The organism is Mesorhizobium sp. M0074, assembly GCF_040322975.1.
In the GTDB taxonomy this organism is placed as follows: Bacteria; Pseudomonadota; Alphaproteobacteria; order Rhizobiales; family Rhizobiaceae; genus Mesorhizobium.
Map to the genome: position 1 here is coordinate 150,285 of NZ_JAMYUM010000005.1, position 21,591 is coordinate 171,875.

Sequence of the window (21,591 nt, forward strand, 5' to 3'; positions counted from 1 at the left end):
GAGTTTTTTCGATGAACGCCAGAGCCGAGATCACCCAGCGCTACATCGATGCCGACCCCTATCCATGGCCCTATAATGGCGAGCTGCGGCCGGACAATACGGCATTGATCATCATCGACATGCAGACCGATTTCTGCGGGCCGGGCGGCTATGTCGATCATATGGGCTACGATCTTTCGCTGGTGCGGGCGCCGATCGAGCCGATCAAGTCGGTGCTCTCAGCCATGCGGGCCAAGGGTTACACCATCATCCACACGCGCGAGGGCCATCGGCCCGATCTCGCCGACCTGCCGGCCAACAAGCGCTGGCGCTCGCGCCGCATCAATGCCGGCATCGGCGACCCCGGGCCTTGCGGGCGCATCCTGGTGCGCGGCGAACCCGGCTGGGACATCATCCCCGACCTCTATCCGGCGGCTGGCGAGCCGATCATCGACAAGCCGGGCAAGGGCTCGTTCTGCGCCACCGACCTCGAGCTGATCCTGCGCCAGCGCGGCATCGAAAACATCGTGCTGACCGGCATCACCACCGATGTCTGCGTCCACACGACGATGCGCGAGGCCAACGATCGCGGCTTCGAATGCGTGATGCTGGAGGATTGCTGCGGCGCAACCGACTACGGCAACCATCTCGCGGCGATCAAGATGATCAAGATGCAGGGCGGGGTGTTCGGCGTGGTGTCGAACTCGGCATCCTTCGTCGCGCAGCTGCCGTGAGGACACGATCTTGAGCGGAAGCATCGGTAAGAAAGCCGTCGGCGTCGAGACCATCGGCATGACCATGCGCTTCGGCGCCTTCACCGCGCTGGACGACGTCTCGATCAAGGTGCCGGCGGGATCGTTCCATGCGCTGCTCGGCGAAAACGGCGCCGGCAAATCGACGCTGGTCAAATGCATGATGGGTTTTTACCATCCGACCGCCGGCGACATGCTGGTTGATAGCCGCGAGGTCGCGATCGCCAGTCCGAAGGATGCCTCGGCATTGGGGCTCGGCATGGTCTACCAGCATTTCACGCTCGTCCCGTCGCTGACCGGCGCGGAGAACCTGGTCATTTCGCGCGAGAAGGTGCCCGGCGTCATCGACTGGCGCAAGGAGCGCGCCGCACTTGCGCAATTCATGCAGCGTATGCCGTTCAAGCTGCCGCTCGACGTCAAGGTGGCGGAACTTGCGGCCGGCGAGAAGCAGAAGCTCGAAATCATCAAGCAGCTCTATCTCGGCCGCAGTTTCCTGGTGCTCGACGAGCCGACTTCGGTGCTCACTCCCGGCGAGGCACACGAAGTGCTTGGCCTGGTGCGCGACATGACCAGGACCGGCGACCTCACCGTGCTGATGATCTCGCATAAATTCCACGAGGTGACGGCCTTTGCCGACGATATCACCGTGCTGCGCAAGGGCAGGCTGACCGGAACCGGAAAGGTCTCCGAACTTTCCCACAAGCAGATGGCGGCGATGATGATCGGCGACCAACCGATCGCCGCACTCGACAGCCGCGCCCCGGTGCCGGCCGGCGCCAGACAGGTGCTGACGGTAAAGTCGCTAAAGGCGCCCGACCGCACCGGCTTGAAAACCATCGACATCGGCGAGTTCGATGTGAAGTCCGGCGAGATCGTCGGCGTTGCCGGCATCTCCGGCAACGGCCAGAAGGAGTTTCTCGAAGTCCTTGCCGGACAGCGGGCGCGCAATTGCGGCGACATTCTGGTGAAAGGCTCGCCCTATGGTGCCAGCCGCAGCGAGGCGCGCACGCTCAATGTCCGCTTCATTCCGGAGGAGCCGTTGCGCAATGCCTGCGCGCCGAAGATGACGGTGGCGGAAAACATGGCCTTCCGGACCTTCGACCTCAACGAGGCCGGCAAGCCGGTCAGCTGGATCAGGATGAGCGCGATCAGGGACTACGCGGCCCGTCTGGTCGAACAGTTCAAGGTCAAGACGGCCTCGCTCGCTTCGCCGATTTCGTCGCTCTCGGGCGGCAATGTGCAGCGCGCGGTGCTGGCGCGGGAACTGACCGGCGAGGTCGATTTGCTCATCGTGTCGAACCCCTGCTTCGGTCTCGACTTCTCCGCCGTCGCCGAAATACGCGCCCGCATCATGAAGGCGCGCAATGCCGGCGCCGCGGTGCTCCTTATGTCGGAGGACCTTGATGAGCTGCTCGAGCTCTCGGACCGCATCTTCGTCATGTCGGACGGCGCGCTGGTCTACGAGACGCCGATCGCGCAGGCGAGCGTGCAGACGATCGGCGAGCACATGGCGGGACATCACTGATGGCGGAGATCGAGGCGCTGCCGTTTCCGTTCGCCTTCAAGCCTGAGGCGATGGCGCTGGTCGTCATCGACATGCAGCGCGACTTCGCCGAACCCGGCGGCTTCGGCGCCAGCCTCGGCAATGACGTCAGCCGAGTCACGGCGATCGTGCCGACGGTGAAGAGGCTGATCGAGGGGTTTCGCACCGCCGGCCTGCCGGTGATCCACACGATGGAGTGCCACAAGGCAGACCTTTCGGATCTGCCGCCGGCCAAGCGCAATCGCGGCAATCCGTCGATCCGGATCGGCGATGTCGGGCCGATGGGTCGCGTGCTGATCGTCGGCGAGCCGGGAACGGCGATCCTCGATGAACTTGCGCCACTGCCTGGCGAGATCGTCATCGAAAAGCCGGGCAAGGGCGCGTTCTATGCCACCAGCTTCGGCGATGACCTGAAGCGGCTCGGCGCACAGCAACTGGTCTTTGCCGGAGTGACGACGGAGGTCTGCGTGCAGACGACGATGCGCGAGGCCAACGACCGCGGCTATGAATGCCTGCTGGCCGAGGATGCTACCGAGAGCTATTTTGCCGAGTTCAAGGCGGCCGCCCTGGCGATGATCAGGGCACAGGGCGCGATCGTCGGCTGGACGGCGACGACAGACCAGGTGCTCGAGGGGATTGCCAATGCCTAACCTTGCCTTTGCCGGCCTCCTCAATGGTGGCTGGCGCGATCTGCCGTTCGAGCCTTTCCGCGATGGCATTACGGCGCATTGGCTGCTCAAGGGCGGACCGACGGAACCGTCGGTCGCCATCCTGAATTACCGGGCTGGCGCCAGCGTGCCGCGTCATCGCCATGCCGGGCTGGAGACGATCATCGTGCTGGAAGGCACGCAGAGCGACGAGAACGGCGATCATGCCGCGGGCAGCGTGATCCTGAACCCGGTTGGAACCGAGCATTCGGTGTGGACGAAGGATGGCTGCGTGGTGCTCATCCAGTGGAACCTGCCGGTAGTCATTCTGGACGAGGCCAAATGAGCGACATCCGCTTCGATATAGCGAGCTTGCACGCCGCCTATCAGGCCGGCGTCGGCATTGGCGAGGTGATCGATATGGTCCATGCGCGGCTCGCGGCGGCCGATGACCCCGGCATCTTCATCCATCTGGCGAGCAGGGCGGCGTTGCTTGCCGAGGCGGAAAAGCTCGGCCCGTTCGATCCCGCGGCAAAGCCGCTGTGGGGCGTGCCATTCGCGGTCAAGGACAACATCGACGTCGCCGGCATGCCGACCACGGCGGCTTGTGCGGAATATGCCTACTTGCCGGCGAAAGACGCCACCGTCGTCGCGCGGCTCAAGGCCGCCGGCGCGCTGGTTGTCGGCAAGACCAATCTCGACCAGTTCGCCACCGGCCTGGTCGGCGTTCGCACGCCCTATCCAATCCCGAGGAATGCGATCGACCCGAAACTGGTGCCGGGCGGTTCCTCGTGCGGCTCGGCCGTGGCGACGGCGCGCGGCATCGTCTCCTTCGCGCTCGGCACCGACACCGCCGGTTCGGGGCGCATACCCGCTGGCCTCAACAACATCGTCGGGCTGAAGCCGAGCGTCGGCGCGCTATCAGCCGCCGGCGTCGTGCCGGCCTGCCGCACGCTCGACTGCATCTCGGTCTTCGCGCTCACCGTCGATGACGCCTACCGCGTGTTCGAGGCGGCGGCGGCAAAGGACGACGCCAACCCCTATTCGCGTGACCCCGGCGTCCAGGGCCTTGCCGCGCGCCCGCCGGTGCTGACTGTCGGCGTGCCGGCCAGGACCGACTGGACCTTCTTCGGCGACGAGGCGATGCAGGCGGGTTTCGAGGCCGCCCTTGCCTCGCTGGAGACGCTGGGCTGCCAGCTGGTGGAAATCCCGTTCGCCGATTTCTACGCCACCGCCAACCTGCTTTACGAAGGCGCCTGGGTAGCCGAGCGTTACGCCGCGATCAGGGACTTCATGGATGCCAACGAGGCCGCCATGCATCCGGTGACGCGGCAGATCATCGGCGGTGCGCGAAAACTTTCCGCCGCGGACGCTTTCAACGGGCTCTATGCCCTGCAAGGCTATAAGGCCAGGCTTGCGCCGGTCATCGCCTCGGTCGACCTATTCTGCGTGCCGACCGCGCCGACGCACTACACAGTCGAAGCGGTGCTGGCCGATCCGATCGTCACCAACAGCCGGCTCGGCACCTACACCAACTTCGTCAATCTGCTCGACATGTGCGGCATTGCCGTGCCGAGCGGAACCCGCAGCGACGGTCTGCCGATGAGCGTCACCTTGCTTGCCGCGGCGGGCAAGGACCATCTGCCGGCGTCGCTTGCGCGCGATGTCCATGCGGCAAGCGGCCTTGCGCTGGGCGCTACAGGCTGGCCGCTGCCGCGTGGCGATGTTCGCGTCGACGTGGACGAGGGCACGATCGAGCTGGCGGTGGTCGGCGCGCATCTGTCGGGGATGGCGCTGAACGGCCAGCTGCAGCAGCTCGGCGCAATGTTCGCCCGGGCTGCAAGAACGGCGCCGCTCTATCGGCTTTATGCGCTCGCCGGCCAGTCGGTGCCGCGACCGGGGCTCGAACGGATCTGCAACGGCAAGGGCGCAGCGATCGAGGTTGAAGTCTGGCGGCTCTCGCCACAAGCCTTCGGCCGTTTTGTTGCCGCGATCCCGCCGCCGCTCGGCATCGGCACGCTTCTGCTCGATGACGGAACTTCGCCGAAAGGCTTCCTCGTCGAAAGTGCCGGCCTCACCGATGCAAAGGAGATTTCGCATTTCGGCGGCTGGCGCAATTTCGTGGCGGGTCAGCTGCAGCGAAGCTGACGCTATCACTCGACCTTTTGCCTGAACTTCGAATGGCAGCTCGAGCAATCCTGCAAGATGAGATGCAGGAGGTGCTCCGCCGGCAATTTAGTGGGATCGGCTTCCGCGAGGGATGGTCGCTTGCCAAGCAGGCTGCCACCGCCCATCGCCAGGCCGGAACCCATTCTCATGTCGTCGGTGATGCGCGGCGGCGCCCGCTCGGCGTCGGAGGCCAAGGCGCTGGCCAGCGTCCCGATGTGGCGAGCCAGCTCATCGAACTCCGCGCGGGCGGGGTCGATATCCGGCCTGGCGCCTGAAGGCGCGCCCAATGTCGCGCTGGGGAATTCGGCAATCAGGGCAGGGCCGGTGCGGGCGCGGATGGTCTCGGCCGCCGCCTTGAAGGCTGCGGCGTCGTACGCCTGCTTGCCGTCGAACATCCCGGCGATCGCCTTTGCCGCCGCGGCCATTTCCTTCATCGAGGCCTGGCGAGCCTGGATGACCGCATCACGACCCGAATGGGCGGCGGCGAGCACGACAGAGGCGCAGGCAAGCGACAGGACCGCTATGATAGCTGCTCGTCTCATCGTTGGCACATGAGGAGCTAGAGAATTCTTGTGACCAGACTGTCCAGTCGGGAGTTCTCGCGATAGGCCAATCGGACCACAACGGCACCTAAGACGCCAGTGATGGCACCCCCTATCACGTCGGTGAGATAGTGGGTGCCGATATAAATTCTCGACCAGCAGATCAGCAATGCCATGATGGAGAGGGCCAGCGTCCGGCGCGGCAGACCTTGCATTGCAAGAGCCGCAACAACCGCAAAGCTGGCTGTCGCGTGGTCGGAGGGAAACGACCAGTCGGCGCTGGGCGCAATCAGCAGATGCGTCAGGCCGGCATCGTAGGGCCGCAGCCGGTGGACGAATAGCAAAATGAACTGATTGATCGCCAGACCGAGCAGGAACGCCAAGCCGGCGGACAAGGCAGCATGGCGCACATGGTAGCGGTCGGCCTTTGCCCACCATTGCAGGGCAACAGCCAGCACCATCAGCGGAACGCCGATTTGTGAGACGGCGATCATTGCCTTATCAAGAAAAGGGCTGATCCCGGCTGCCGCGTTGATCCAGTGGGTTAGGGCTGCATCCATCGTTTCTCGTTTCCGCTGTTGTCGATCGCAAGGTGAATTTTGTGAAAGCAGTAGACGAACGCCGCATCCATCAGATTTTCGAGCTCAGCATCTGGCTTAAAGGGGCGCATGCCCTGATCGAATGCGTGGGCGGGATCCTGCTTTATGTCGTCACCACCGACGCCATTGCCTCCTGGGTCAATACATTCACTCAAGAGGAATTGATCGAAGATCCGAACGATTTCATAGCTGGCTATCTGTCGCAGATGGCAAGCCACTTTTCCGTCGCCAGCAAGGAGTTTTATGCCTTCTACCTGCTTAGCCACGGCTTGATAAAACTGCTGCTCGTTGTCGGGCTTTTGAGAGGCAAGCTGTGGTCGTATCCGGCATCGCTTGCGGCGCTGGGCGCATTTATGTTCTATCAAGTCTACCGCTACTCCTACACCCATTCGTTCGGCCTGCTTGTCCTGACCGTATTCGATGCTGTCGTCATGGTGCTGATCTGGCATGAATGGAAGGTCGTGCGGCAGCACAAGCCGGCATGACAGCGAAGTTTGCACGTCAGCCGCTCCGATTTTCAATCCACCTCACTGGGCGACGCCTTGTCCTGCCAGCTCGTCGATGATCGGGCAATCCGGCCGCTCGTCGCCGTGGCAGTGACTGACCAATTGGTGAAGCAAGCCGCGCAATCCGACCAGTTCGGCGATCTTCCTGTCGATCTCCACCAGCTTGGCTTTCGCGATCGCCTTCACGTCGGCGCTGTCACGTTCCCTGTCTTGATACAGCGAGAGCAACTGGCGGCATTCGTCGACCGAAAATCCCAGGCTTCGCGAGCGCTGCAGGAAGCGCAGCCGGTGAATATCGGCCGTCGAGTAATCGCGATAGCCATTGTCTGTCCGAGCCGGATGCAAGAGCCCGATGTCCTCGTAATAACGGATCGTCTTGGACGGCAGGCCGGATTTTTCGGATGCGATACCGATGTTCATGGTGGAAAATCTCCTTTGTCGGAGGAAATAGACCTTCCAGTAGATGGAAGGTCAACATGATGTGGCGATTTTGGATGCCCGACGCAACCGCCCGCCCGCTCCAACCGTTTCCCTGCCAACAGCGCACACTGAACCTTCGGGAAGAAATCAGTTTTCGGAAACGTTTATCGAACAGCGCTCAAAACCCGGTGTTCGACACCGGGTAACGATGAGCAAGGACCCTCCGGCGGCACGTTACACCGTGCACCCGCCGAGGAGACAGAATATGCCCGTCAACGCCTATATCAACCGGATCGCGACGGCGGTGCCGGAGCACGAGGTTCATCAATTCTACCTGCGTTTCGCGGCCTCCATGCTCGCGGCCGATCGCCGGAGGATCTTCGAACGCATGGCCGATCTTGCCGGCATCGAGCACCGCTATTCCTGCTTTGCGCCGGCGTCCGACCCCGAAGGACCAACTGCCGACCTGGCCGGGACCTTCATCCGGGGCGCGTTTCCCGGAACAGCGGCGAGAATGGCGATGTTCGACGATGCCGCACCTGTTCTGGCGCAAAAGGGCATCGACGGATTGCAGCTTGGCGACGACGCTTCCCGCATCACCCATCTTATCGTCACCACCTGCACTGGCTTTTCGGCGCCGGGCATCGATCTGGAGCTGATCGCGCGTTGCGGGCTTCCCGATAGTGTCGAACGCACGATGATCGGTTTCATGGGTTGCTACGCGGCGATCAACGGCCTCAAGCTGGCCCGCCACATCGTCCGCTCCGACCCGCAGGCCAAGGTCCTGCTGGTCAATGTCGAACTCTGCACGATGCATCTGCGACAAACCACCGAGCTCGAAAAACTGCTGTCGTTCTGCCTTTGGGGAGACGGCTGCGCGGCCGCGCTCGTCACCGCCGAGCCGGCCGGCATCGAGCTCGATAGCTTTCACTGTCTGGTGGCGAGGGAACGGCGGGACCTGATGCGCTGGAACATTCGCGACCACGGCTTCGAAATGGTTCTTTCCGGCCAGGTGCCGGCAGCGATTCATGAAGCGTTGCGGAACAGCCAGGCCGCCATCCTCGGAGGCCGATCGGCGAAAGACATCGACCTTTGGGCCGTGCACCCGGGTGGACGTTCGGTGCTCGACGCCGTCGAAAGGGCCTTGAAACCGGACCCCACCGCGCTGGAACCATCGCGCGAGGTGTTGCGCCAATATGGGAACATGTCGTCGGCGACCGTCATGTTCGTGATGAAAGAGATGCTGAAGGCGCGACCCGGCCTGCTCGGTTGCGGCATGTCGTTCGGACCCGGGCTGACGGCCGAAACCATGCTCTTTCGAACGGTGTCATGAGCGGCCTGGAGCACCGGCAGCTTGCGCCGGAAATCCTCGACGGACTTGCGGCCAACGATCCGCGAGCGCTGACCGCGCGCCGCGATCTTCGGCGCATCAATATGCTGATGTTTCAGGTGCCGATCATGACGTCGTTGCTCAGGAGGTTTGTGCCAAAGCCGCCACGCCGCATTCTGGAGATCGGCGCGGGCGATGGCTCCTTCATGCTGGCGGTGGCGCGGCGCATGGCCACGCATTGGCCTGGGGTCGAACTGGTAATGCTCGACCGCGTCGGCCTCGTCACCGCGCAATTGCGCGGTGATTTTGACAGGCTGGGATGGAAGGCCGAAGGCGTCACCGCCGATGTCTTCGACTGGGCAGGAAAGATCGAGGGTTCGCCGTTCGACGCCGTCACCGTCAATCTGTTCCTGCATCACCTCGACGATGCGCAGCTCGTGCGTCTGTTTTCGCTGATCAGGCCGAAAGCCCCGTTGCTCATCGCGACAGAGCCGCTGCGGGCGAAACTGCCGCTGGCCGCGACCCGTCTTCTGCCGGCAATCGGCGCCAACGACGTCACACGAAACGACGCGGCGCAAAGCGTGCGTGCCGGCTTTCGCGGCAGCGAGCTTACCGGTCTCTGGCTTGCGGCCAACGGCAAACCGGTCGAGGAGCGGCGCGCCGGCCTGTTTTCCCACATCTTCGTCGGCGCCAGTGCCAGTGTCGAGCCATGACGGGATTGTCGACTCATGACGCGATCGTCATTGGTGCCGGCCCGGCGGGCACCTCCGTCGCGCTCACGCTGGCCCGGCGCGGATGGGCCGTGGCAATTGTGGAAAAAAGCGCGTTCCCGCGCCGCAAGGTCTGCGGCGAATACATCTCGGCAAGCAATCTTGCGCTTCTCGGCCGGCTCGAGATCGGCGATGCCTGGCGTACCAATGCCGGCCCCGAAATCCGCCGCGTCGGCTTGTTTTCCGGCGAGACCTGCGTCGAGGCGGCAATGCCACGTGCAGGAGCTGGGCCTCGTGCGAAAGACAGCTTCGGCCGGGCGCTCGGCCGGGACATTCTCGACTCTCTGCTTTTGCAAGCGGCGCGATCGGCGGGTGTCGAAATCTTTCAACCCTGCCGCGCCGTCGCCATCGAGCCGGACGGTGAGATGCAAAGGGTGCGAATTCAGGCCGGGGATGAAGCGGCGATGTTGCGTGCGCCGGTGATTGTCGCCGCTCACGGCTCGTGGGAACCGGGACCATTGCGCAGCCAACTCGCAAAGGCCAATCGGCCGTCGGACCTGCTCGGCTTCAAGGCGCATTTCACCGGGTCGTCGCTGGCGCCGGATTTGATGCCTCTGCTGGCCTTCCCTGGCGGCTATGGCGGAATGGTTTCGGCGGATCATGGCCGGTTGTCGATCTCGTGCTGCATCCGGCGCGATATGCTCGCGCGGCTGCGTAAACAATATGGCCCCAAACAACGGAGCCACGTGTCGGCCGCCGATGCGGTCTCCCGGCATCTCCTGAATTCATGCCGGGGCGTGCGGGACGCCCTGGAACCGGCTCTCCTCGACGGTCCGTGGCTTGCCGCAGGTCCGATCCGGCCGGGAATTCGCTCGTGCTACGAAGGGGACATCTTCCGCGTCGGCAATGCAGCCGGAGAGTCTCATCCTGTCATCGCCGAGGGCATCTCGATGGCGCTTCAGTCCGGCTGGCTGCTGGCTTGCGAACTCGCATGCGCGCCAAGTGGCCGAGCAGGGCGCGAGGCTGCAGCCAGACGCTACGAGGCGGCCTGGAAAAGACTGTTTTCGACACGGGTCTACGCCGCCGCGGCTGTTGCCGGAATTGCCCTTCGCCCCGGCAGCGCCACCTTGATGGCGGCGATCGTCCGGAATTTCCCGCAGGCACTGACGCTGGGCGCGCAACTGAGCGGCAAGACCAAGCCGGTTCCAGGCTTCGTCTAGGCGACATAGCGGTCCCATGAGCCGTAGTGCTCCTTGCTTCGGCGCCCCCGAGGCAGGCTGAGGCCGATCACAACTAGCCCTGCAACGGCATTGTTCAATGTCGAACCTCTGGTCGCGCCGTCGAGCAGCCAGGGCGCTGCGATCAGCCATAACCCGAACGGCAGGTTGAGGAAACGCAACGGCCGTGCCACCTCGGCCATGGCGCAGACCGCGATCGTGATGATCATGGCGCCCGAGAGGTGATCGCTGTTTGCAATGGCGCCGGCCGTGCCGAAGACCAGCCGCGAGACCATCAGCCAACCGCCGACGATACAGCATGCGACCAGCGTCCATGGAAACGTGACACCGCGAATGGCTGCGGCGGACTGTGCGGCAAGCGCGGCGGAAAAGCCGGGATCGTTCTTGTCCGCCTCGCCGTTCGGCTCCGGCCCGCCTTGGAAAAAGGTGCGCCAGAACGGACGGTCTGCCCGCACGCTGCGCAGCATGTACTGGCCCATGGCGACCACCTCGTCCAGCGTCAGCGGGATCATGACCAGCATGGCCGCCGCCGCGATGAGGCACAGTGTGCAATAGGTGCCGATCATGATCGGCTGGATGATGATGAAGAAGATCGAGACGCCGCCGAGCGGCACCACCAGGATGAAGAAGAAGGTCACCATCCAGGGCATGGTGCGCCAGCGGGTCGCCGTGCCCATCGCGCCCATCAGGGTTTCGATCGTATAGGCCACGGCGCCAAGCCCGGCATCAGCGACTGGCCAGGCTTGAGAAACGTCGGATGTGATGATGAATTCCGTGCCGTTCCTGCCGTCTCCGCCGGAGAAGAACGGCTCCCAGACAGCACCCACATGGCCGAGCTGGTAGGCAGTGAGATAGCGGGCGATGAGGAAACCGAAGAAACCGAGCGCGATGATCGGCAGGCGCTGCAGCCAGGATGACGGCGAGTAGGTCCAGCCAGGCGGAACGGTGCTCTCGTCCATCATCCCTTCGTGGCTCATGCCCGGCATCATCGGGACGAGCACCGAGAAAGCGATGGCCAGCGCGCCGACGATCGTGTCGTTCATGGTGGCGGCGGCGCTCGGCGTCCAGAAGAACAGCGGCGCGAACAGCAGCCACAGGCCGGCGATCGTCGTGCCCCATTGCGCCCAGGAAAAACGCGGCGACAGTGCGAGCCCGCCAAACAGCATCAGCAGCAAGCCCGAGACAATGTCGCTCCAGCCGGTGAGCGCGTTGCGCAGCACCGGTTCCCACAGTCCACGCTCTTGCGTGACGTCACGCACAGTGCCGGCCGCCGCCGGATCGAACAGCGCGAACTGAAGCGGGCTGGTGAGGAGCCACACGCCAAGCGTGATGACCAGGAAATGAGCCCAGAGCATCTGCTTGCCCATCCCCGCCATCTCGGCCATGTGTCCGGGTTTCATCTTGTCGTGTTTGGCCTCGAACGCCTTGTCTTTCTCTCGCGCTTTTGTTCCGCTGCCGGCCACCTTGGCGGCGTTGAGCTTGTTGGCCCGATACCAGCCGGCGGGATCTGCCTTGAGCGCGTCGACGATCCGCGGCAACGTCTCGCGCAGGGAATGCCGGGGCTGCCAGCCGAGGACATTGCGGGCACGGCTGATATCGATCGCGTAGTGGTCGTCGGCGATATCGACCATCCAGGGACGAACGAATGATTCTTCGCCCAGCACGTCCTGTTGGACCCAGGCACCCGCCTTGGCGAGCGCCTTCGGCACCTCCCGTGTCTCCCAGTTCTCGCCACGGATCAACCGACCAATCTCGGCTTGAAGTTCGCCGTAGCCCATGACCTCAGGCTCGCCGAGAAGCAGCGCCAGCTCCGTGGGAAGTTTCTTCCGCCGATCTATAAGGCGCGCCACCGCATCGGTGAGGTCTTCCAGATGCAGAAACGACTGCCCTGTGCGCAGGTCACCCGGATATACATGCCCGGTCGGATCCTCTTCGTAGATACGCGCAATCTGATTGGCGAGGAATGCGTTACGGCCGAGATCATCATAGACGCCGGCCGGCCTGGCATAGACGACAGGGATCGCCCCGTGCTGCTCATGGATCAGGCGCTCGGTCTCGATCTTCGAGGTGCGGTAGGGTAGGTTCGATTCGAGCGGCCAATCCTCATCGATGATGTCGCCCGGTCGGCCACCCTTGTGCGCCAGCATCGAACTCATGAAGACAAACTGCTCGACCTCAAATTGTTTCAGGGCGCGCAGGAGCTTCTCGGTGCCGCCAACCGTAATCTCTTCGTAGAGCGGGTTCCGTTCGCCTGTGAGATCGAAATAGGCCGCAAGATGGATCACCGAGGCGAGGCGGGCGCCATAGGCCGTCCGCACGCGCGCCAAACCGGCTGCCACGGCGTCCTCCGATGTCAGGTCGATGCAGACGCACTCCGCGGCCGGCGGCGGCTGACGCGTCGCCGCCCGGTCGAGGCCGACGAGAGCAAACCGGTCGGCGAAGCTGTTGACCAGAGCCGAGCCGATGAAGCCGGTGCTGCCGGTAACAATAACCGTGTCTTTGCGCTTCGCCATCCAGACCTCATAGCCGGCGATTTGCCACTCCTGAGAGGGCCGAAGGCGACAGACGTTAAGAGCCGAGGGGCCGGACCAGTTCCGACGCCGACCCGATGACGCTGCTGCTTCCGATGACGACTACAACTTTCCGCCCTTTTTGCTCTTTTGACCCCGACTGCCTATGCCGTCAGGTTCGCAAATATTTGACCAGCGCCGCGATCGCGAGCACGAGGGTGACAAGCACCAGGACCCAAATGAGCGCCATGCCGCCCATCATCCACATTGAACCGTCCATCATCATCACAATCATCCCTCCCGCCGCCGCTGCCACCGGCGATTGCGAGGGGAACTAGTTCGCCATGTACGCCCGTCAAGGCGAACTCGATCAGCCCACGAAGGCAGTGGCTTGCCGGTCAATCAAGGCACGTTCAACGCTATCGACGAACGAGTTCATAATAGGCTTCTGTCAGAACATGCTGACCGCGCGGTAACTCCGAAAGGGCAAGGCTTTAATCCAGCGCCTCCAGTGCCCGCAGCAAGTGTTCCGCGACATCTGATCTGCCTTGCCGATATGCCTCTCTAACAGGGCCAGTAGCTGCCTTTCGAAATTCATGGTTCGGTCCGCAATTGGACGACCTCCGGAAGTTAGCAATGAGCCTAACGGTTCCAGCCACCGGGAGGTCAAGCGCTCCTTTCAAGAAGGTAGAACAGGTTGAGAGCGCTTGTTGAACCGCAGCCGAGTTGTCGCCGGCTCTACTCTCCTCCGCCGCAACCGTCTGAGAGATCCCAGACGTCGACGACCTGCTTGCCGGTGAAACCGTGCTCGCGGATCAGGAACTTCGCCAGCCCGCCATACACTTTCCAGCGCCAGCATTGGCAGCAGCATGGGCCTTTCTCGTTGGAATTGGCCATCGCATAGTCGTAGGCCTGCTGCTCTTCGCCGGAGAGTTTCACATCGTAGTAGGGCATCATCTTCTGTGCGATGCCGGCCGGAATATCGTACGGATCGCTTGGGATCATCGCGATCTCGCGGTACCTGGCCAGGCCGCTCACCTGCTCGGCATAGCGCTTCGTCTCCATTGGGCTGCAGCACGAGCCCGTGATCCGCGACATCGCCGGCATGGTCGCGATCGATTCCGTGAACTTGGTCGAACACGTGCTGTTGCCGTTCTGGCTGAGATATCTGAAACGGCGTGCCAGATCGGGATCCTCAGCGGCGATCGCCAAATCCGGCCCCTTGAGCAGGCTCACGACCGCAGCGGCGCCAAAGGCGCTCCCCAGAACAACCGTCCGTCGGTTTGGGCAAAATATTCGGCTCATTTGCTGGTCCTCGCCTGCTCGATCAGTTTCTTCATCGTTGCGAGGTCGGTCGCGCCGGGGAAAATCTGCTCGCCAACGACGAAGCTTGGCGTTCCGCTGATCTTCAGCGCCTGGGCCAGTTGCGTATTCCGGTCGATCGACGCCTGGATATCGGGCTGCTGCATGTCGGTCTTCAGTTTAGCCACATCGAGACCGACGTCGGCAGCCACCTTCAGTACGACCGCTTCGGTCACCCGCGTCTTCACCGCATACAAGGCCTTGTGGAACGCCATGTATTTGCCCTGGCGCACGGCGGCGAGAGCCGCCTTGGAAGCAAATACGGAATCCGTGCTGAGGATCGGGAATTCCTTGTAGACGATCTTGAGCTGCGGATCGTCGGCCATTGCTTGCGCCATGATCGGCGCAACCTGCCGGCAATAGGGGCAGTTGTAGTCGAAGAACTCGACCATGGTGACGTCGCCTTCGGCGTTGCCGCCGACCGGGCTCGCCGGGTCCCGGAAAATCTCGTCCGCCTTGTCCGTCAAAGCGGCTTTCGCCTCTTTTGCGGCAGCCTCGCGCTGGCGGGCGTCGAGGCTCTGCAGCGACTGCACGAGCACCTCGGGATGCGCAAGAATGTAGTCGTGAATGCGCTGGTCGAACTGGTCCTGGGACATCTCGCCCGCGGCGATCGCCTGATTGTGGAGACCGAGCGCGAGCCAGATCGTCGCGCCGGCCAGCATGACGGCACGGGCCATTTTGCCGACGGCTCCGCTCAATGGATTGGACTTGTGGGTCACAGGGTTCTCCTTCCCTCTGTTTCGCCGGACCGCCGGCACGTGCAAATGATGCCTCAGAACATGCCCTTGATTTTCGCCCACCATCCCGTTTCCTGCTCATGGTGCGGGCGCTCGACATTGTTGGTAAGCGCATTGACGAATGTGACGAGATTGACCGATGCGAAATCCAGGCCATGGAAATTCGCCCGCCAGCGGCCCTCCTTGTCGATCACATGGGTGATGGTGCCGTGCATCTGATAACCATCATCCGTCAGCGTGAACTTGTGGCCGAAGGCCTCCGCCAGTCTGCGGGTCGCATCCTCCGGCTGATCCTCCATCGTGGTCAGGAACAGCCAATTGACGGGATCGAGCCCGTGCGCCGGCCCGTATTTGCTGAGCACGTCCGGCGTGTCCCTGGTCGGGTCGGTGGTGATGGTCACAAAGCTGACCCGGTCCTTCATCGGCGTGCCGTTCACCATTTTCTGGATCTCGGCGATCTTCTCGGCATGAAGAGGGCACACATCCGGGCACGACGTGTAGATGAAGTGGAGGACGACCACCTTGCCGCGCAGATCGGCCGTCCGCACGACACGCCCGTCGGCGGTGCGCAGCGTGAAATCAGGCGCCGGCTTGTCGATCGGCTGGAAATATTTCTCGTCGGCCTCAAGCGTGGCGTCGATTTCGTCGAGCGAGTGGGCTTGCGCCTGATACGAAAAGCCCGCGGTCAGCGCCGCAATGGCAATTACGTTTAGCAGCAAGCACCTCCATTCGTTCAAAGCCGATGCAACGCAGCGAGCCTTTAGCCCGAACATATCTGTCCCTTTCTCACTTGGCGGCGATGCGGCTGCGGATGAAGTCGACCATGTCGGGGACGTCCCATTCGGCCGGCCCAATCAGCCGGCCGATCTCCTTGCCGTCGCGGTCGACCAGCAGGGTTGCCGGAAGGCCGACGGTGCCGATGGCGAACATGGCCCTGCCCGAGACGTCGATGTTGAGGGCGAGGTGCTTGATGCCGATGTCGGCGAAGAACTTCTTCACAATCTCAGGACCGGCGCGGTCCATGGACAACGCGACGACCTCGAAATCCGGACCGCCGAGTTTGGCCTGTAGGCGATCGAGCGTCGGCATCTCCTTGCGGCAGGGCGCGCACCATGTCGCCCAGACGTTAAGCAGCACGACCTTGCCGTGGAAATCCGCAAGCATTTTCGGCTTGCCATTGCCATCCTCGAAGCTGATTTCCGGCACGGGGACGGGCGCCTCGTGAACGGCAAAGTTCTGCGGCGGCTCAGCGGCTGATACCGGCCACGAAAACGCCAGCAGCATGCCAACCAGGACCATAGCTAGTTTGCTCACAATGTCCTCACTCGGTCGCGTAGACGGTGGGCGCCTTGCCGTCCTTGGTGAAGGCGTAGACGACGAAGGGGCCTTGCTTCTCGCCACCCATGCCTGGGGCGCCAGCCGGCATGCCGGCGAGCGTTATGCCGGTGATGGCAGGGCGCTCGGTCAAAAGCTTCTTGACGATCTCGACCGGCACCAGGCCATCGACGATATAGCCGTCGACCATCAGCGTGTGGCAGCCTTCGAGGTCGGCCGGCACGCCGGCATCGCTGCTGATCTGGGAGAGATTGTTGACCGGCTTGATGTCGACCTTGAAGCCGTTGTGCTCGAGATAGTTGGCGTAGGACTCGCAGCAGCTGCATTGCGGGTTCTTGTACATGACGGCGTTGATCGTTGCGGCGAAGGCGGGCAGCGGCGTTGCGATCAGCAGGGACAGTGCGGCAAGGCGGTAGGTCAGTTTCATTGCAGTTCTCCTTGGTTGGATAAAAGTTTCAGGTCACGCGGAACGTCGTCATCAGGCCGGCCATCTGGTGATCGGCGACATGGCAGTGCAGCATCCAGTCGCCTGGATTGTCGGCGACGAAGGCGCATTCGATCGTATCCTTGGGGGCGAGCAGCACCGTGTCCTGCCATTGCCGGTGCGGCACCGGCGAGCCGTTGCGCGAGATGACCGACAGGCTGAAGCCGTGGACATGCATCGGGTGCCACCAGGCGGTTTCGTTGCGCATGGTGAGATGGCAGGTCACACCGCGTTTCAGCGTGAACTGCGGCGCCATGCCGGCATGGCCGTCGCCGGTCATCGACATGCCGTTGATCGCCCAGGCCGCACCGCCGTTCATGCCCATCATCCCCATGCCCATCATGCCGCCGACGCCCTTGAGCTTGCCGCCGCCCATCATGCCGCCCTGCAAGACGATCTCCTGGCGCTCGGCGCCAGCGAGGTCGGGCTGGGGCAAGGGGTTGCGCGGCAGGCCGACAGGCGTGTCGAGCGGATGGGTTCTCAGCGGCGGCGCTGCGTCATAGGCCAGCGTGGTCAGCGTATAGGCGAGGCCGTCGTAGAAATCGTCGATCACCGCGTGGCGGCTACCGGGGTGGCCCTGCATGTCGAGCACGATGTCGATGCGCATGGCGGGCGCCAGCACCAGGCGACCGCCCTCCGGTTCATGCGGATCGCAGGGCTGGCCGTCGATGGCGACGACGACCGGACGGTGGCCTTCGAAGCGCAGCGCCATCATGCGGGCAAGCGAGGCATTGGCGAGCCGCAGCCTGACGCGCTCGCCGGCCTTCACGCTCCGATCGCCTGGCCCCGTGCCGTTGACGGTGACGACATTGCCGACGCGGCCCGACATCGACGCATCCATGGCACTGCCGAAGCCGCCGGCGATCTGCCCATCGGCCGCAAGCCGCCAGTCCTGCAGCAGCCACAGAATGTCACGGTCGACGGCGACCGGCTCGACCTCCTCGACGACCAGTGCGCCGGCAAGGCCACGGCCGAGCTGGACCAGGCTGTTGGCGTGCGGGTGATACCAGAAGGTGCCGGCATCGGGCGGGGTGAATTCATAGATGAAATTTTCACCTGGCCTGATCGGCTTCTGCGTCAGGCCGGGCACGCCATCCATGGCGTTCGGCAGCCGGATGCCATGCCAGTGAACCGTGGTGTCTTCGTCCAGTCCGTTCTCGACGATGATCCGAGCGGGCTGCCCCTGGCGTAAGCGCAGTGTCGGGCCGGGGACCGTGCCATCATAGGCCCATACCGGAGTGCGCGGACCATCAGGGCCGGCGAACCGTGCCTGGCTCGGCGCCACCCTGATCCGGTATTCGCCGGTGGCCATCGCCAGCGCAGGGCGGATCGGCACTGCGGCGGCAATGCTCGCTGCCGCAAGCAGGAATTTGCGGCGCGTTATGAACGGATTTGAAACGGAATTCACTTTTGTGACCCCTGCGGTAACCGACGGCGAACGTCGCGACGTCGATTGAATTGCTACCGCGCCCGCTGCGCAGTTACGCGCAACCGGGCGATCAAACGCCGCTAATCAGCCGTGGAACGGCAGAAACGGCGTCAGACGAGAGCGCTGGGTCTTGGAGGGAATGGCTCGGGCAGCAGACTTCGCCCGTGCAGGAACGGGGCGGGAAGCGCCGACGGCAGCTCGGCTTGCGGCAGTCCCGTCACGGGGAGAGCCTCCGGCAGCACCGCCAGAACCGGTGCGACACAGGTCGGCGCACATTGCATCGGTTTGTCATTGCCGGCCGAGCCCTTGAGGCAAGCGTTGCAGTCACCGTCCCTGGCATCGGCCATCTTGGCCATGTCGGCGTCGGTGGTGCCGGTATCCGCGGCCATGGTCATGCGGCCGTCGACTGCCATCCTGGCCGACATGACGGCAGCCTGAGCGGCGGACAGGCTGAACCCGGCGGTCACGACGACCGCGAGAAGCATGACCAGGAGGTGTTTTGGTGACAGGCGCGCCATCATCCGCTCAGGTTGACCGTAAAGTGCGGCTTTTGCAAGCTCCGGATGCCGCGACATCGGGGCTGACGCGAGCTCTGCTCTGGCAAATCAATGGTGAGGATGCTCGCATTTATCGTGATCCGCCAGCACCTCGATGACACGGCATTCGCAGACTTTTCCGTGCCGGCAGCCTTCGACCATATGCTCCAGCTCGGCTTTCAACGCTGTAAGGCTGCGTATCCGCTGAACCACGTCGGCCAGACGCGCCTGGGCAATGGCGTCGGCGGTCGCACAAGGCTGGCTGGGATTATCCTGCAGCGTCAGCAGCGCCCTGATGGCTTCGATCCCGAACCCCAACTCGCGCGCGTGCCTGATGAAGGCGAGCCGGCGCAAGTCTGCCGCTTCATAATGCCGGCGATTGGTTTCGCTGCGGGCAGGGGCAGGAAGCAACTCGATCTGCTCATAGTAGCGGATGGTTGGAACCTTCACGCCGCTGTGTCGGGCCGCTTCACCGATGGTCATACCTGCTGGCATTTTCGCTTGCTCCTCTAGTCGCTAGAGGATGTAGCGTCGCGCTCGAAGATACAAGAGGTTCACCATGGCTGCGACCAAACAACAGACCCGCTACCGCGTGGAAGGCATGGATTGCGCCGGTTGCGCCAGCAAAATCGATACGGCCGTGCGGCGGATGCCTGGTGTTCAGGACATCAACGTATCCGTTTCGGCGGGCACTCTGACGGTCACTCATACTCCCGAAAGCAATCTCGGCGCGATCGAGAGGAAGGTCACCGGCCTCGGCTACGCCGTCGCTCCGCTGACCTCCAAGTCTGGGACGCCGGCGTCCGATCAATCCGCCGACAACAATGCCGACGGAAGGCGCAATCACGACGAGAACGTAGCGGGGTTACATGATAACGATGATGCGCCGGCGTCGGAGCTATGGTGGGACAGCGCCAAGGGCCGCCTGGCCATCGCCAGCGGGGTCGCCTTGGCCGCGGCTTTCGCGATTGATTACGCCTGGCCCGCGACCGGCCCGTGGGCCTTCATCGCCGCAATGCTGCTCGGCCTGGCGCCGATCGCGCGCCGAGCGGCCATGGCCGCAGCGGCAGGCATTCCGTTCACAATCGAAATGCTGATGACTGTGGCGGCGGCTGGGGCCGTCATCATCGGTGCCGGCGAGGAAGCGGCGACGGTGGTCTTCTTGTTCCTGATCGGCGAGTTGCTCGAAGGGGTTGCGGCCGGCAACGCACGGTCCAGTATTCAAGCGCTCACGACCCTCGTTCCCAAAACCGCGTTCGTCGAGAAAGACGGCCAGACCCGCGAGGTGCCGGCCGAAAGCCTGGCTGTGGGCGCCATCATCCTCGTGCGGCCGGGCGACCGGATTCCGGCTGACGGCGAGATCACCGAAGGCGGGAGCGCCATCGATGAATCACCCGTCTCCGGTGAAAGCGTGCCGGTGCGCAAGGACGTCGGCGACACGGTCTTTGCCGGCACTATCAACGGCGACGGCGTGCTGCGCGTCAAGGTGACGGCGACCGCCGCAGACAACACGATTGCACGCGTGATCAAGCTGGTCGAGGAGGCGCAGGAAAACAAGGCGCCGACCGAGCGCTTCATCGATCGCTTTTCGCGCTGGTACATGCCCGGCGTTGTCGCCGTCGCGGCGCTCGTGGCCACCACACCGCCGCTGCTCTTGGGCGGCGATTGGAACGAATGGATATACAAGGGGCTGGCGCTGCTGCTCATCGGCTGCCCGTGCGCGCTGGTCATTTCAGTTCCGGCGGCGATCGCGGCGTCGCTTTCGGCCGGAGCCCGGCGCGGCCTGCTGATGAAAGGTGGGGCGGTGCTGGAAGGGCTCGCGACCATCAACGCCGTGGCGCTCGACAAGACCGGCACGCTGACGCTCGGCAAGCCGCAGGTCACCGATCTCGTTGCGGTGGGCGCCGGTGAACGCGACATCCTTTCGCTGGCGGCAGCGCTTGAGATCGGCTCGAGCCATCCCTTCGCTTTGGCCATCCTCCAAAGGGCCAAAGCCGGCAACATTCCCGTGCCGCCTGCCGCCGAAGCCAAAGCGATCGGCGGTAAAGGGGTTATCGGTCGTGTCGGCGGCAAGAACCTGTTTCTGGGATCGCCAGTCGCGGCGGGCGAGATAAACCTGCTGCCAGCAGACCAGGCGGCACGCATCGTGGCATTGAACGATGAAGGCAAGTCAGTGGCGGTGCTGCTTGTAGACAACGCGTTGGCCGGCTTCATTGCCATGCGCGACGAACCCCGGCCGGATGCTTTCGCCGGGCTAAAGGCGCTGACCAATGCAGGCATCAGGACAGTCATGCTAACCGGCGACAATAAGCGCACGGCGGCTGCCATCGGCAAACAGCTCGGCATCGAGGTGCGCGCCGAACTGCTCCCGGAGGACAAGCAGCGCATCGTCGGCGAGTTGAAGGGGCAGGGGCTTAGGGTAGCCAAGGTCGGCGACGGCATCAACGATGCGCCGGCACTTGCCGCGGCCGATGTCGGCATTGCGATGGGCGGCGGCACCGATGTGGCTCTTGAAACGGCTGACGCAGCGGTGCTGCATGGACGCGTCGGCGACGTTGCGGCCATGATCAGGCTGTCCCAAGCAACCATGGCCAACATCAAGCAGAACGTCACCATTGCGTTGGGCCTGAAGGCAGTGTTCCTGGTGACGACGATCGCCGGCATCACCGGCCTCTGGCCCGCCATCCTCGCGGACACCGGGGCGACGGTGCTGGTGACGGCCAATGCCATGCGGCTGTTGCGTTGGAAGAGCAGCTGGTAAGA

The 21,591-nt window shown here is 63.5% G+C and carries 22 protein-coding genes; 10 read left to right on the forward strand and 12 right to left on the reverse strand.

Annotation, left to right across the window (positions count from 1 at the left end):
• The first annotated feature begins 11 nt into the window (after nt 1–11).
• From biuH to atzF, 5 genes are read left to right on the forward strand one after another with little or no spacing between them, the layout of a single operon-like run.
• A complete protein-coding gene (gene biuH, locus NKJ73_RS09015; protein WP_352569075.1) occupies nt 12–713 on the forward strand; it encodes a biuret amidohydrolase in 702 nt (233 codons plus the stop codon).
• Nucleotides 714–723: 10 nt separating this feature from the next.
• Nucleotides 724–2,256, forward strand: coding sequence for an ABC transporter ATP-binding protein (locus NKJ73_RS09020; protein ID WP_352569076.1), 1,533 nt, complete (start codon nt 724–726; stop codon nt 2,254–2,256).
• Nucleotides 2,256–2,924, forward strand: a complete 669-nt coding sequence (locus NKJ73_RS09025; protein WP_352569077.1) for a cysteine hydrolase family protein — start codon at nt 2,256–2,258, stop codon at nt 2,922–2,924. The genes NKJ73_RS09020 and NKJ73_RS09025 overlap by 1 nt, the downstream gene beginning before the upstream one ends.
• Nucleotides 2,917–3,267: a cupin domain-containing protein gene (locus NKJ73_RS09030; protein ID WP_352569078.1), complete on the forward strand. Its 351-nt coding sequence runs from the start codon at nt 2,917–2,919 to the stop codon at nt 3,265–3,267. Before NKJ73_RS09025 ends, NKJ73_RS09030 begins: the two co-directional genes overlap by 8 nt.
• Entirely contained in the window at nt 3,264–5,069 is a 1,806-nt protein-coding gene (gene atzF / locus NKJ73_RS09035) for an allophanate hydrolase (RefSeq protein WP_352569079.1), read from the forward strand. The genes NKJ73_RS09030 and atzF overlap by 4 nt, the downstream gene beginning before the upstream one ends.
• Nucleotides 5,070–5,074: 5 nt before the next feature.
• Here the strand turns inward: atzF and NKJ73_RS09040 are convergent, their stop codons facing one another.
• Nucleotides 5,075–5,632: a cytochrome c gene (locus NKJ73_RS09040; RefSeq protein ID WP_352569080.1), complete on the reverse strand. Its 558-nt coding sequence runs from the start codon at nt 5,630–5,632 to the stop codon at nt 5,075–5,077.
• Between the two features lie 17 nt (nt 5,633–5,649).
• Nucleotides 5,650–6,192, reverse strand: coding sequence for a phosphatase PAP2 family protein (locus NKJ73_RS09045; protein ID WP_352452337.1), 543 nt, complete (start codon nt 6,190–6,192; stop codon nt 5,650–5,652).
• A 41-nt stretch (nt 6,193–6,233) separates the two neighbouring features.
• Between NKJ73_RS09045 and NKJ73_RS09050 the strand changes: the two genes are divergently transcribed.
• Entirely contained in the window at nt 6,234–6,716 is a 483-nt protein-coding gene (locus tag NKJ73_RS09050; RefSeq protein WP_352452336.1) for a DUF2127 domain-containing protein, read from the forward strand.
• 42 nt (nt 6,717–6,758) lie between these two features.
• Here the strand turns inward: NKJ73_RS09050 and cueR are convergent, their stop codons facing one another.
• Nucleotides 6,759–7,157, reverse strand: coding sequence for a Cu(I)-responsive transcriptional regulator (cueR, locus tag NKJ73_RS09055; protein WP_352569081.1), 399 nt, complete (start codon nt 7,155–7,157; stop codon nt 6,759–6,761).
• Nucleotides 7,158–7,422: 265 nt separating this feature from the next.
• Between cueR and NKJ73_RS09060 the strand changes: the two genes are divergently transcribed.
• The 3 genes from NKJ73_RS09060 to NKJ73_RS09070 are packed head-to-tail and all read left to right on the forward strand — an operon-like array spanning nt 7,423 to nt 10,417.
• Entirely contained in the window at nt 7,423–8,490 is a 1,068-nt protein-coding gene (locus tag NKJ73_RS09060; protein WP_352569082.1) for a type III polyketide synthase, read from the forward strand.
• Nucleotides 8,487–9,200: a class I SAM-dependent methyltransferase gene (locus NKJ73_RS09065; protein WP_352569083.1), complete on the forward strand. Its 714-nt coding sequence runs from the start codon at nt 8,487–8,489 to the stop codon at nt 9,198–9,200. The genes NKJ73_RS09060 and NKJ73_RS09065 overlap by 4 nt, the downstream gene beginning before the upstream one ends.
• Nucleotides 9,197–10,417 (forward strand): NAD(P)/FAD-dependent oxidoreductase, encoded by a 1,221-nt coding sequence (locus NKJ73_RS09070; protein WP_352569085.1) that lies wholly within the window; start codon nt 9,197–9,199, stop codon nt 10,415–10,417. The genes NKJ73_RS09065 and NKJ73_RS09070 overlap by 4 nt, the downstream gene beginning before the upstream one ends.
• Here NKJ73_RS09070 and NKJ73_RS09075 read toward each other — a convergent pair.
• From NKJ73_RS09075 to NKJ73_RS09115, 9 genes are all read right to left on the reverse strand, one after another.
• Nucleotides 10,414–12,948, reverse strand: a complete 2,535-nt coding sequence (locus NKJ73_RS09075) for an NAD-dependent epimerase/dehydratase family protein (protein WP_352569086.1) — start codon at nt 12,946–12,948, stop codon at nt 10,414–10,416. The two genes, NKJ73_RS09070 and NKJ73_RS09075, sit on opposite strands and share 4 nt — an antisense overlap.
• A 735-nt stretch (nt 12,949–13,683) precedes the next feature.
• Nucleotides 13,684–14,250 carry a hypothetical protein gene (locus NKJ73_RS09080; protein WP_352569087.1) on the reverse strand — a complete coding sequence of 189 codons (567 nt, stop codon included), beginning with the start codon at nt 14,248–14,250 and terminating at the stop codon, nt 13,684–13,686.
• On the reverse strand, nt 14,247–15,026 hold the full coding sequence (locus NKJ73_RS09085) for a DsbA family protein (protein WP_031211922.1): 780 nt from the start codon (nt 15,024–15,026) through the stop codon (nt 14,247–14,249). Before NKJ73_RS09085 ends, NKJ73_RS09080 begins: the two co-directional genes overlap by 4 nt.
• A gap of 53 nt (nt 15,027–15,079) precedes the next feature.
• On the reverse strand, nt 15,080–15,763 hold the full coding sequence (locus tag NKJ73_RS09090; RefSeq protein WP_502902184.1) for an SCO family protein: 684 nt from the start codon (nt 15,761–15,763) through the stop codon (nt 15,080–15,082).
• Between the two features lie 67 nt (nt 15,764–15,830).
• Nucleotides 15,831–16,358: a TlpA family protein disulfide reductase gene (locus NKJ73_RS09095; RefSeq protein ID WP_156937355.1), complete on the reverse strand. Its 528-nt coding sequence runs from the start codon at nt 16,356–16,358 to the stop codon at nt 15,831–15,833.
• A 7-nt stretch (nt 16,359–16,365) separates the two neighbouring features.
• A complete protein-coding gene (locus tag NKJ73_RS09100; protein WP_352452325.1) occupies nt 16,366–16,806 on the reverse strand; it encodes a DUF411 domain-containing protein in 441 nt (146 codons plus the stop codon).
• 28 nt (nt 16,807–16,834) lie between these two features.
• On the reverse strand, nt 16,835–18,271 hold the full coding sequence (locus NKJ73_RS09105; protein ID WP_352569090.1) for a multicopper oxidase family protein: 1,437 nt from the start codon (nt 18,269–18,271) through the stop codon (nt 16,835–16,837).
• 131 nt (nt 18,272–18,402) lie between these two features.
• The gene (locus NKJ73_RS09110) at nt 18,403–18,810 is read right to left on the reverse strand and encodes a hypothetical protein (protein WP_031211926.1); all 408 of its coding nucleotides are present in this window, start codon (nt 18,808–18,810) and stop codon (nt 18,403–18,405) included.
• 87 nt (nt 18,811–18,897) lie between these two features.
• A complete protein-coding gene (locus tag NKJ73_RS09115; RefSeq protein WP_023677233.1) occupies nt 18,898–19,311 on the reverse strand; it encodes a MerR family transcriptional regulator in 414 nt (137 codons plus the stop codon).
• Nucleotides 19,312–19,387: 76 nt separating this feature from the next.
• Between NKJ73_RS09115 and NKJ73_RS09120 the strand changes: the two genes are divergently transcribed.
• Entirely contained in the window at nt 19,388–21,589 is a 2,202-nt protein-coding gene (locus NKJ73_RS09120; protein WP_352569091.1) for a heavy metal translocating P-type ATPase, read from the forward strand.
• Nucleotides 21,590–21,591 lie beyond the last annotated feature (2 nt).